General features: G+C 56.1%; 15 protein-coding genes. 4 read left to right on the top strand and 11 right to left on the bottom strand.

Annotated features, from left to right (window positions below; all coding sequences use genetic code 11):
* The first annotated feature begins 32 nt into the window (after positions 1–32).
* Both BOP93_RS14050 and BOP93_RS14045 read left to right on the top strand, forming a co-directional pair.
* Complete coding sequence (locus BOP93_RS14050) at positions 33–593, top strand: GNAT family N-acetyltransferase (RefSeq protein WP_104503108.1); 561 nt, start codon at positions 33–35, stop codon at positions 591–593.
* 91 nt (positions 594–684) lie between these two features.
* Positions 685–1,005 carry a hypothetical protein gene (locus BOP93_RS14045; protein WP_104503107.1) on the top strand — a complete coding sequence of 107 codons (321 nt, stop codon included), beginning with the start codon at positions 685–687 and terminating at the stop codon, positions 1,003–1,005.
* A 104-nt stretch (positions 1,006–1,109) separates the two neighbouring features.
* Here the strand turns inward: BOP93_RS14045 and yejK are convergent, their stop codons facing one another.
* Positions 1,110–2,117 (bottom strand): nucleoid-associated protein YejK, encoded by a 1,008-nt coding sequence (gene yejK / locus BOP93_RS14040; protein ID WP_104503106.1) that lies wholly within the window; start codon positions 2,115–2,117, stop codon positions 1,110–1,112.
* Positions 2,118–2,221: 104 nt separating this feature from the next.
* Here yejK and BOP93_RS14035 point away from each other — a divergent pair, with 104 nt between their 5' ends.
* Positions 2,222–2,500 carry a hypothetical protein gene (locus BOP93_RS14035; protein ID WP_104503105.1) on the top strand — a complete coding sequence of 93 codons (279 nt, stop codon included), beginning with the start codon at positions 2,222–2,224 and terminating at the stop codon, positions 2,498–2,500.
* A 7-nt stretch (positions 2,501–2,507) separates the two neighbouring features.
* Here the strand turns inward: BOP93_RS14035 and BOP93_RS14030 are convergent, their stop codons facing one another.
* The 10 genes from BOP93_RS14030 to BOP93_RS13985 all read right to left on the bottom strand — a co-directional run bounded on the left by BOP93_RS14030 (position 2,508) and on the right by BOP93_RS13985 (position 8,030).
* Positions 2,508–2,843 (bottom strand): hypothetical protein, encoded by a 336-nt coding sequence (locus tag BOP93_RS14030; protein ID WP_104503104.1) that lies wholly within the window; start codon positions 2,841–2,843, stop codon positions 2,508–2,510.
* A 69-nt stretch (positions 2,844–2,912) separates the two neighbouring features.
* Positions 2,913–3,383 (bottom strand): hypothetical protein, encoded by a 471-nt coding sequence (locus tag BOP93_RS14025; protein WP_104503103.1) that lies wholly within the window; start codon positions 3,381–3,383, stop codon positions 2,913–2,915.
* On the bottom strand, positions 3,380–3,622 hold the full coding sequence (locus tag BOP93_RS14020) for a hypothetical protein (protein ID WP_104503102.1): 243 nt from the start codon (positions 3,620–3,622) through the stop codon (positions 3,380–3,382). Before BOP93_RS14020 ends, BOP93_RS14025 begins: the two co-directional genes overlap by 4 nt.
* A gap of 7 nt (positions 3,623–3,629) precedes the next feature.
* Positions 3,630–4,193 (bottom strand): siphovirus Gp157 family protein, encoded by a 564-nt coding sequence (locus BOP93_RS14015; protein ID WP_104503101.1) that lies wholly within the window; start codon positions 4,191–4,193, stop codon positions 3,630–3,632.
* Complete coding sequence (locus BOP93_RS14010; RefSeq protein ID WP_104503100.1) at positions 4,190–4,927, bottom strand: hypothetical protein; 738 nt, start codon at positions 4,925–4,927, stop codon at positions 4,190–4,192. Before BOP93_RS14010 ends, BOP93_RS14015 begins: the two co-directional genes overlap by 4 nt.
* Positions 4,927–6,021 (bottom strand): hypothetical protein, encoded by a 1,095-nt coding sequence (locus BOP93_RS14005; RefSeq protein ID WP_104503099.1) that lies wholly within the window; start codon positions 6,019–6,021, stop codon positions 4,927–4,929. Before BOP93_RS14005 ends, BOP93_RS14010 begins: the two co-directional genes overlap by 1 nt.
* 158 nt (positions 6,022–6,179) lie before the next feature.
* On the bottom strand, positions 6,180–6,374 hold the full coding sequence (locus BOP93_RS14000; protein ID WP_104503098.1) for a hypothetical protein: 195 nt from the start codon (positions 6,372–6,374) through the stop codon (positions 6,180–6,182).
* Positions 6,371–6,562 carry a hypothetical protein gene (locus BOP93_RS13995; protein ID WP_104503097.1) on the bottom strand — a complete coding sequence of 64 codons (192 nt, stop codon included), beginning with the start codon at positions 6,560–6,562 and terminating at the stop codon, positions 6,371–6,373. Before BOP93_RS13995 ends, BOP93_RS14000 begins: the two co-directional genes overlap by 4 nt.
* On the bottom strand, positions 6,559–6,996 hold the full coding sequence (locus BOP93_RS13990; RefSeq protein ID WP_104503096.1) for a hypothetical protein: 438 nt from the start codon (positions 6,994–6,996) through the stop codon (positions 6,559–6,561). The genes BOP93_RS13995 and BOP93_RS13990 overlap by 4 nt, the downstream gene beginning before the upstream one ends.
* Positions 6,997–7,778: 782 nt before the next feature.
* Positions 7,779–8,030, bottom strand: coding sequence for a DUF1654 domain-containing protein (locus tag BOP93_RS13985; RefSeq protein ID WP_014717884.1), 252 nt, complete (start codon positions 8,028–8,030; stop codon positions 7,779–7,781).
* A gap of 116 nt (positions 8,031–8,146) precedes the next feature.
* Here BOP93_RS13985 and BOP93_RS28240 point away from each other — a divergent pair, with 116 nt between their 5' ends.
* Positions 8,147–8,797: an SPOR domain-containing protein gene (locus tag BOP93_RS28240; protein ID WP_104503095.1), complete on the top strand. Its 651-nt coding sequence runs from the start codon at positions 8,147–8,149 to the stop codon at positions 8,795–8,797.
* The last annotated feature ends 56 nt before the right edge of the window (positions 8,798–8,853 follow it).

Below are 8,853 nucleotides of genomic sequence, written 5' to 3'. Positions count from 1 at the left end.
GGATCCTCGTCAGTAAAAAGTGAGTCTAAAAATTGCCTGCAGAATTTCCAGAGTTTTCTCTTAAAAAAATCATACTTAGAAAAGTTCGTCCTGAGGATGTTGGCTCTGTCTACGCGGGTCTGTCGGATCCGCGAGTGGTGGCTCAGTATGGTGTTTCCTATAAAAGTTTGGCTGCTACTGATGAGCAGATGAGATGGTTTGAGCAAATAGTCAGCCAGGAGACAGGAAGATGGTGGGCTATAGCCCTCAACACAGATGATTCAATGATTGGAGCATGCGGGCTGAATGATTGGTGCCATAAGCACCGCAAGGCTGAAATCGGCTATTGGCTGATGCCCGAGCACTGGCGGAAAGGTCTCTTAACTGAAGCTCTACCAGCAGTTATCCGGTACGGCTTTCGGGATATGGGGCTACATCGGATCCACGCAGACGTGGAGCCTGATAACAAGCCCAGCTGCGCGCTTCTGACAAAGTTTGGATTTCACCTCGAAGGAACGCTTCGTGATGTTGAGGTTAAGGATGGCAAGTTTCTAAGTCTTCACCAGTACGGCCTGCTTGCCTCAGACGCCGCTGCATCACGGTTTCTTAATTAATCACCACCGTGGAGTATCGGTGGTGGCAATTTGGTTTGGGTTGGGGTATTACGGGTGACCGGCATGGAGCCGGATCAAGGAGCAAAACGAAATGTCGATGAAGATCACGATTAATCGCAAAGGCCTCGATCAACTTCTAAAAAACGCAAAGGAAATGGAGGGAACGCATCAGGTGAAACTCACAGATACGCTTAATCCGGAATTTGTCTCATCCCATAGCAAATTTTCTGATTTAGACGCCTTGTTTGCTGCATCCGGATTCATAATTGATAGCCTCGAAGACTTTGCCGCCATTCCTGACGACGAATGGGACAAATTTATTTCTGAGAATACGGACTTCAGTAGCTGGGAAGAGATGCAGCGCTCCGGCGGAACCGCTTACATGAAAGCCAAGCTTCACAAAGGCCTATAGGCTACTTGGCCACCCGTGTCTTTCCTGATTTCGTTAAGCTTTAACTGTGGGATTCCCGCGCCACGTTTTCTCTAATCACGACTGCGTGGCACGGATAACGCTAGTCAGTTGGCGGCGAGCTTGAGCTGATCAGTGAGTTGCGTCGGCAGATTACGCAGCGTCAGCGTGCCACCAGCCTGGTCAAACTCGATCTTGTCGCCCAGCAGGTGAGCATCGAAGCTGATCGACATGCCTTCGGTACGGCCGGTGAACCGCCGGAATTTGTTGAGCGTCTTTTTATCCAGTGGCAGCGTGTCGGACAGGCCGTAGTCCTTTGCCTTGATGAAGTCGTAGAAGTTCTTCGGCCGGTCTTCGTCGATCATGCCCGACAGCTCGTCGAGCGTGATCGGCTCCCCGATTTTGGCCTGGGCCATTGAATAGTTGACCAGGGTGGCCGTCTTCTCACAGGCTGACTCTTCTGACAGATCCTCGCTTTCTACAAAGTCGCTGAACGCCTTTAGCAAAGTCCGGGTTTCGCTCGGGCCGTCGATTCCTTCCTGGCAGCCGATGAAATCGCGAAAGTACTCGTTGAACTTGCGGCCCTGCTTGCCCTTGAGGTAGGAGATGTATTGCAGCGACCGCGGGTTGTTCTGCCATTCGCTGATATTGATCCGCGCGGCCAGGCGGATGTGGTCCAGGTCCAGGCGTTTCACTGTCATCAGGTGGAGTTCTTCGGTCATGGTCACAGCTTCTGTTTCCTGCACCAGGGCTATGACCAGATAGTCGGTCATACCTTGCTGGTAATGGCAGAAGAGCGCGTGCCCACCGGTGGAAAGGTTCGATTCTTCCATCAGCTTGGTCAGCTGTTCCACCGCTGTGGTGCTGAACTCCAAGAAGGTGGAGCCGCCGGCCAGGTATTCGCGGAGCCAGCCGCTCAGCGGATAGGCGCCCGACTCGGCGTGAAAGAACCCCCAGGCCTTGCCGGCGGTGGCGTTGTAGTTTTCGTTGAACTGCTGCATCAGGTCATCACGGGCCTGGCTTTCAACCTGCTCAGTTGAGGCCAGAAGCAGCACCGCCGGGTTGCCGTCGGGCTTTTTGTCGATTTTGTGGATTGCACTGTGGCGTACGGGCATTTGTTGAACCTCGGGTAGGCGCCGCCCTCCGGATTCCGGTGGTGGCAATTTGGTTTGAGTTAAGGTATTTATTGGCTCTCTAATGACACACGGAGTAAGTGGCTATGGGCGGCATCAAACGAACGATTGAAGAAAACGAATCCAAGTACAACGAGGCTTTAAAAATCGCCGTTGAGGCTGGCACTCTTCAGAAATGCGATAACCACGATGGCACTTACTTTTCGGATTCTGGAGATATCGAAGAGGCGGAAGAGTTCGCTAGAGAGCAGTTTTCTAAAGGTGAAGTGCACTATTTCGATGACGAAAATGAGCTAGTGGAAGCTGTGCGCGCCGTATCAGAAGAGAATAGTGCAGATCAATGCTTCAGCTGCGATGTTGACTGATAATTTATCAGTTAGATAAAGGTTGAAGTATCTCGTCGCCCGGGTCTTTCTGGATGGCGAGCAGGCTTTTATTGCGGAATTCCCGCGCCACGTTTTGCGATATCTCGATTTCGTGGCGCGGCGGATTCAGTAGCGGCTGGCACTTCGCGGAGCCGAGCGCATGCAGGTGATGAATCATCAGCGTCATCGCCTCGCCTTGCTCAGTAATGCCCGACCACTCCATCAGGTCGGCAAGTGCCTGACGCGTGCCGGGGCGAACCCTGAGCCTCAATTCCTCTTCGGCATTCGCCACGCGCTTCCTGGCAGACTTGGCCGAGCGTTCTTTCTGGGTTACTGCTGCCATGGCCTACCTCTTCTATTCCGCTGGCCGACAGTGCGAGCCAGGTTTGTCGTTTGCGTTGCTGGGTGCGGGCTATGCGGCGCATGAATCGACCTTCACCTGGCACCAGGCGCCGACGGCTTCGAAGATCCGCGCTGCGTGCGCCTCGTCCAGCGATATCGCTTCAGGGATGGCGATCCAGCCGGAAGCCACCATCTGGCTCTGGTTGGCCTCGTCGCGCAGTTTCTTGTAGCAATGCTCGATCACGTCTTCCAGGTGGTCGGAGAGGTAGTTGCCATCGGGCGCCACCTCCACCGACTTGCTGTAGCGATCGCCGCGGGCGTCGATACAGAGGGCGCTGAGGTAGATCGTCCACCGGTGAGGAATTCCGCAAACGGCCTGGCCGATCTTTCCGGGCGGGATGTTCTTCAGCGACTTGTAATTAATCATGCCCTGGCGGCCGCTGGGGTCGATGTTGACCACCGCGACGTGGTTGGCGGCCAGCAGCGACCGGCAGGACCGCTCAATGCGTGCTTTGAGATTATGGGGCTTGCGCTTGCTCATAATGCCTCCGCGAGTTTGCGGAGTGCGTTACGCTCAGTCCTCGAGATCGGCGGCTTGCGGCGCTTGAGGATGGTTTCGGGATCGATCTTGGTGGAGCGCTTCGGCGGTGGCGGGTTGATCTCCGGGCTTTCGCCTTGGTAGATCGTCCCGCCGGCGGACAGGAACTGAGCGGTGCGCTCCGATATTGAATCGGCGTGCTGGCGTTGCTGTTCGACCAGGCTGAGGTGGTTGCTGATCATGGCTGCCTCACTTAATTCTGATTGAACTGTCGCCGCGCTCCAGGTGAGCCCATTTCGGCTCTTCGATCAGCTCATGTTCGGCATCTTCGCCGGCGGCCATGCGCTTACGGACAGTCTCGTTATGCTCTCGGATCTCCTTGAGCTTGGCGGCAATGGCCTTTTTGTCCGGAGCAATGCTCGACTTCACAGTGGTTAACTCGTCCGGCACGGCGTCTTCGTTGTCGACGATCACCCGTTCGCTTCCCATCGCCAGGGTAATGGTGAAGAGCGGACGCTTGATCGACTTGATATTGGCGGCTTCCATGTTGCGGCGCAGGTAGTCGCTGATCTGTGACACGCTGTTGGACTTGATCCGCTTGAGCTCGGCCAATCGCTCGATTTCATTTTCGATGGCGGTCACGTCGCTTTCGATATTGCGACGCAACATAACGATGTTGTCGGCCTTGATGTTGAAGTCGCCTTGAACCTCGTCCATGGCGTGCTGCAAGGCCTCTTTCAGGCCTTCATCGTCGGTGTCGGCCATGGCCTGGAGTTCGGCGAGTTTGCCGGTGAGTGCGTAGAGCTGGGTCATGCTGCTGCCTCCGTGCCTTTCTCAAGGCTGGCTTTGCGTTCTTCGAATGCACGAGTGATGCGGGCGATGTGTGCAGGCTCGTTTCGCCGGGTGGCTTCGCGAATGTATTTCACGTTGAGCGTCTTCAGCTCGTAGATAGTCACGGCCTTTCCAATGGTTTCGACGGCCGAGGCTAGCCAGTCGATGCGCTCTTGTTTTTGGCGCAGAATTTCGGCGTCCTTGTCGTCGGCGTTGGCAAGAGCCTCTTCTTCTTTGAGCTGGGTGACGTATTCGTCGTCATCGAACAGGCCAAGGAACACATCAGCGCTGAAGCCGAGCATCGACAGGGATTTCTTGATCGCGTCGGTAAGGGACTTCTTCGGCGCTTCGCCGTCGGTTGTGGTGCCGAACTTCGACTTGTAGAGGTAGCGAGTGCAACCGTACTGCTCGATTTCTCCACGCTTGCCGTCGAGCGTGAACCAGAACTTGATCTTGATGGTGTGGTTCAGCTCAAGCCCGAGCGATGCGCGCTTGTCGCCATCACCAACGAACATTTCCGCACCAGGGTCGAAGCGCTCTTCCACCACCGACCAACCGAACCCGATACCGACAGGCCCGAAAATCTCGGTCGCCTTCATGATCATCGCCGTACCGTTGAGGCTGGTGATCTTCTGACCGCCGACTTCGGCTTTTTTCGTGTGACTGGTATCGGTCTTGCTGACCTGATTCCAGATTTGCATATTTTTATCGGACATCACTTGCTCCTCCAGCCATCAGCGCGCTTGAACAGCTCCTTGAAGGAAGCGGCCGGTAGCCTGCTCATGTATTTTTTGTTGTCGCGGTACCATTCTTCCAAGGCCGCTTTGGGCGTCTGGATAGCCACGACGTGGGAGACCTGCTGTTTGTATGAGGTCGAGTTGGCCACTTGCGAGTGGAATGTCCGGCTCACCACTACAGTGTTGGTCATTCCCTGCTTGACCAGGTTGTTCAACTCTTCCTGGGATTGAACTGCAATGGCGCCCGGGTGCTTCTGCTGGAACAACCTGTAGCAGGCCTCCCGTACAAGCTCGGTACTGCCGTACTCGACGTATTCAACGTCCGGGATGCCCGCCTCGATCTTCTTCGCCACTTCATCCAGGCGCCCGGTGTCGATCCAGGCGTTTTTAGATACCTGTTTCAAGTCCCAGCCGCTGACCGTCTGGCGATCACGCTCAAGCTGCAGGTGTTCAGGGAGGATGTCGTAGCCGTAGGTCAGGTCGGTGTCGCAAACAAATAGCGTGCCGACATAGAGCTTTCCGGGCCTGGAGGGCAGGATGTGGCCGTATTTGGTGCCGATCACGTCGCTCATTGGTGGCTGCATGCGCAGACACATGCTGCGGATTTCCGCCTCGTCGTCATCGGTGAGGCCGGAGACGACGAATTCAACACCCTGATTCTGCCGATGCGCCGGGGTCTCATTGATGCACAACACTTCGGCGTCGAACTGGTCGCTGTGCCGGAACTCAGGCACCCACTGCTTGTTGCCGTTCCAAACCGTCACGTCGTAACCGTTCCGGGTCAGCACCAGCAGGGCGATTTTGTAGCCCTCGCCGAAGCTGCCGATGGCATCAGTGCGGTCAGACTTGGACGTGCTGCCCAGCACCAGGGTGCTGGCCTCCAGCCTTGCAAAGCGGCTGGTGATGAACAGCTGGCCGTCAGCGAAGGCGTATTCGAAAGGCGACTCACTATCCAGGGCGTTCTGTACCAGCTCCCGGATGGCCTCTTTCAGGCCCCAGTGGCGGACGTAATCGCGGGACAGGGGGAGTTCGTAGGACTTGGAACGGATGCGATCTGCAATTGCTGCGAGCATGGCGATACTCCGGCGCCATCCTTGCGGGGCGCTGTGAGGTGTTGTTTATTGAGTGATTCGATCAGCGAGGGCGCTGAGCAGCATCAGGAACGTAAAGAGGGCAATGACAGGGAAGGCGCCGCACCAGATGAGCATGCGCCTGGTCCGCTGGTGGGAATTCAAGGCCGAATCCTCACCGCAATCCGACCACCTTTCATGGTTGGCGCTAGGCGCTGCGGCAGATCCCGCACCAGGTCCTCACGCTTGCGACCGATCAGCTCGTTGAAGGGGAGGCCGAAGCCAAGGATGGCGATGCGGCGCTCGATATCGTCGAGCTGCTCGTCGATCAGCGATCTAACCGGTGCGGTGGTCATGCGGCCTCCTTGCGGAGCCTGGTGATTTTCAGCAGGCGCTGGCAGTAGTGGTTGAATTCGTCGACGGTGATTGCGTCGCCGGTGAGCATGTTTGTGATCATCCGCACTACGACGGCTTGCGCGCCTGGCTCGCTGCTGGGATGCTCAAGCGCTTCAAGCGCCTCATCGATCAGGATGTGCGGGCTCATACATCGGCATCCACGTCGTCTTCGCGCTCTTCGCGTTCCGCCGCTACAGCGTCTTCGGCGTAGGGCCGCAGCAGCGCTACAGCGATCTTCTCGACCGCTTCAATGGGCTTTTGCTGGCCCAGCAGGTCGGCAGCGTGGGATCGGGCATCGCTCTGGCTGCCGAGCATTGCCGACAGCAGGAGGCGGGCAAACGAATCACGCTGGTCCAGACCGTCGATCTGGCGCTGGTTCAGGTGGCCTTGCAGGACCGTGCAGAACCGGTCGAACGTTACGACCTGCGGCTGGCCGAAGCGCCGCTTCCATTTGATGTCGACGCCGCACACTAGGCGCTCTGCCGAATGCTCAAGCCAGTCAGTCACCTCGTCGCTCTCGCTGACCTCTGGAGGCAACTGCGCGTCGTAACGCTCCTGGCATATCTTCAATGCTGCGTTCATGGTCGCCTCCAAAGTGGCGGGTTGTTCACCTGTATTCGTCAACACTCATGCCTCTCGCTGGTTGCCGATGGGCGCGGGGGAGGAGTGCTGACGTAATAAAGGTGCGGAAGTGAGCCCAGGCCCGCTACTGGCGACGGCCTGGGTTTTTTTCGTCAGCGGTGTGGCCCGTTGCCCGCTGCTGATTGCAGGGCTGGCCGGTCGTCTTCGGTGTGGGCTTCGAGCTTCCTACTCACAGCGTCAAACAGCATCTGTTCGCCGTGGATCACAGGTCTTTACAACATGCACGCTACAGCTCTGAATGCCCTGGCTGATTGGGGCAGGGTGCATGAGGTCCGGCGTTCCCAGCCGAGGCTATCGGGATCGCTAATTCAAATCTTTTGGAGCTGGCCGTGACACGCTACTGGCGTCGGTCACCGGCTTGAATCAAATGTCACTCCAGCCGCGGGCCTTTCGGCTTGTTCTCCCGCTGGATAACTGTTCTTGGCGCTTTACGCTGCACGCCCGGGTCAGTTGCCAACCCTCTGAACTGTTTAGGCCGGTTCATCGCTGCCTTTGAATCTGGGCCGGTTGTGATCCGGCAAGGGAGTCGCTAAAGAACGTCGCGGCTTTCGCTGCTGGCCGGCGGTGTTCGCTGCTGGCTTGAGGTAAATTTACCATTTGGAAATTACCTGTCAATGCATATTGGTAAATAAAATGGTAAACAATTCCACGATTCAAGGTAAATCTATGATGTGTATTGGTTTTGTAAGGGCGTAAAAAAGCCCGCTTAAGAGCGGGCTCATTTACATGTCGCTGTATTTTCGCCACTCGATTCTGACGGCGCCGGAATCCAAATGGTCGATGCGGATACCTGCGGTGTCGCCAATGTCTTGGATCACCTGTCGCCAAGCCTCCGGGCTTTCGTCGTCCAATCTGAACACTTCAACTGCCTGGATCTCCTGCACATTCGGTGAGGCGATGATCCGCTGGAGTCGGTGACCGACAAGTTCATATGAGTTTCTCGGCTTGCCAGTGGAGTAGGGGGACTGGTTCATGCTTCGCTCCTTGCGGGTACTGTATGAATAAACAGTATTTCGGTCGTCGCACATTGGCAAGTGAAAATTCTTCCATTGGCTCAGAACCCGGCTGCGAGTCAGCGCCGGGATCCTGAATGACAGTGGGGCAACTGGTACACTGGGTCGATTGGACCAAGGAGATGGGAATGCGCGGATTAGCAATTACGGCCCTAGCGCTAGCGGTAACCGGATGCGGCGGAGATATAGACCGAGCTCGAACGTCAGTCGCTAGCCACCTAAAAGATCCTGACTCTGCAAAATTTAGAAATGAGCGGCAAGTTTCAGACGTGGCCGTTTGTGGCGAGGTGAATGGGAAGAATACGTTCGGCGCCTATTCTGGATTCGCCCAATTTCTTGCTATGAAAAGACCTGGCGGGTTTGACGTGATAATCGATCCAAATATGACGGACCGGTTCGCAGGAAGCGTCTGCGGTTATGCCAAGGCCGAGACGGACGCAAAAACTGAAGTCAAGGCCCCGCAGCCTGTTCTGGAAATTCCAGGGGTTAGGTGGTCCGTTCAATTAGCGTCCGTCAGCAGTGAGGAAAAGGCTGAGGCGATCAGTAGAGATCTTGTGAGTTCTGGGTGGAGGCCCTACACAACACGCAGTGATGGAAAAAGTCGCGTGTTTGTAGGGCCATTCTCCACGAGGGCAGAAGCCAATGCTCAGATGGATGACCTGGCGCGTAAGAAGGCTTTCAACGGGTTTGTGCTGCGATACCAAGAGCCGGCGGCATCGGGCAAATAGTAGAGATGTACGTAAAATATGGCAGAGACAAGAAACCCGGCACTGGGCCGGGCTTT

Origin of the sequence: Pseudomonas orientalis (genome assembly GCF_002934065.1) — a bacterium.
Taxonomy (GTDB): Bacteria; Pseudomonadota; Gammaproteobacteria; order Pseudomonadales; family Pseudomonadaceae; genus Aquipseudomonas; species Aquipseudomonas orientalis_A.
The sequence above is the reverse complement of the archived record's forward strand: the minus strand, read 5'-3'. Positions and strand labels throughout refer to the sequence as shown.

Excerpts from the sequence above, each read along its gene's own strand:
- BOP93_RS14015 (WP_104503101.1), bottom strand. The coding sequence starts at position 4,193 with ATGACCCAGCTCTACGCACTCACCGGCAAACTCGCCGAACTCCAGGCC.
- BOP93_RS14020 (WP_104503102.1), bottom strand. The coding sequence starts at position 3,622 with ATGATCAGCAACCACCTCAGCCTGGTCGAACAGCAACGCCAGCACGCC.
- BOP93_RS28240 (WP_104503095.1), top strand. The coding sequence starts at position 8,147 with ATGACAGTGGGGCAACTGGTACACTGGGTCGATTGGACCAAGGAGATG.
- yejK (WP_104503106.1), bottom strand. The coding sequence starts at position 2,117 with ATGCCCGTACGCCACAGTGCAATCCACAAAATCGACAAAAAGCCCGAC.
- BOP93_RS13995 (WP_104503097.1), bottom strand. The coding sequence starts at position 6,562 with ATGAGCCCGCACATCCTGATCGATGAGGCGCTTGAAGCGCTTGAGCAT.
- BOP93_RS14045 (WP_104503107.1), top strand. The coding sequence starts at position 685 with ATGTCGATGAAGATCACGATTAATCGCAAAGGCCTCGATCAACTTCTA.
- BOP93_RS14000 (WP_104503098.1), bottom strand. The coding sequence starts at position 6,374 with ATGACCACCGCACCGGTTAGATCGCTGATCGACGAGCAGCTCGACGAT.
- BOP93_RS14005 (WP_104503099.1), bottom strand. The coding sequence starts at position 6,021 with ATGCTCGCAGCAATTGCAGATCGCATCCGTTCCAAGTCCTACGAACTC.
- BOP93_RS13990 (WP_104503096.1), bottom strand. The coding sequence starts at position 6,996 with ATGAACGCAGCATTGAAGATATGCCAGGAGCGTTACGACGCGCAGTTG.
- BOP93_RS14035 (WP_104503105.1), top strand. The coding sequence starts at position 2,222 with ATGGGCGGCATCAAACGAACGATTGAAGAAAACGAATCCAAGTACAAC.
- BOP93_RS14030 (WP_104503104.1), bottom strand. The coding sequence starts at position 2,843 with ATGGCAGCAGTAACCCAGAAAGAACGCTCGGCCAAGTCTGCCAGGAAG.
- BOP93_RS14025 (WP_104503103.1), bottom strand. The coding sequence starts at position 3,383 with ATGAGCAAGCGCAAGCCCCATAATCTCAAAGCACGCATTGAGCGGTCC.
- BOP93_RS13985 (WP_014717884.1), bottom strand. The coding sequence starts at position 8,030 with ATGAACCAGTCCCCCTACTCCACTGGCAAGCCGAGAAACTCATATGAA.
- BOP93_RS14010 (WP_104503100.1), bottom strand. The coding sequence starts at position 4,927 with ATGTCCGATAAAAATATGCAAATCTGGAATCAGGTCAGCAAGACCGAT.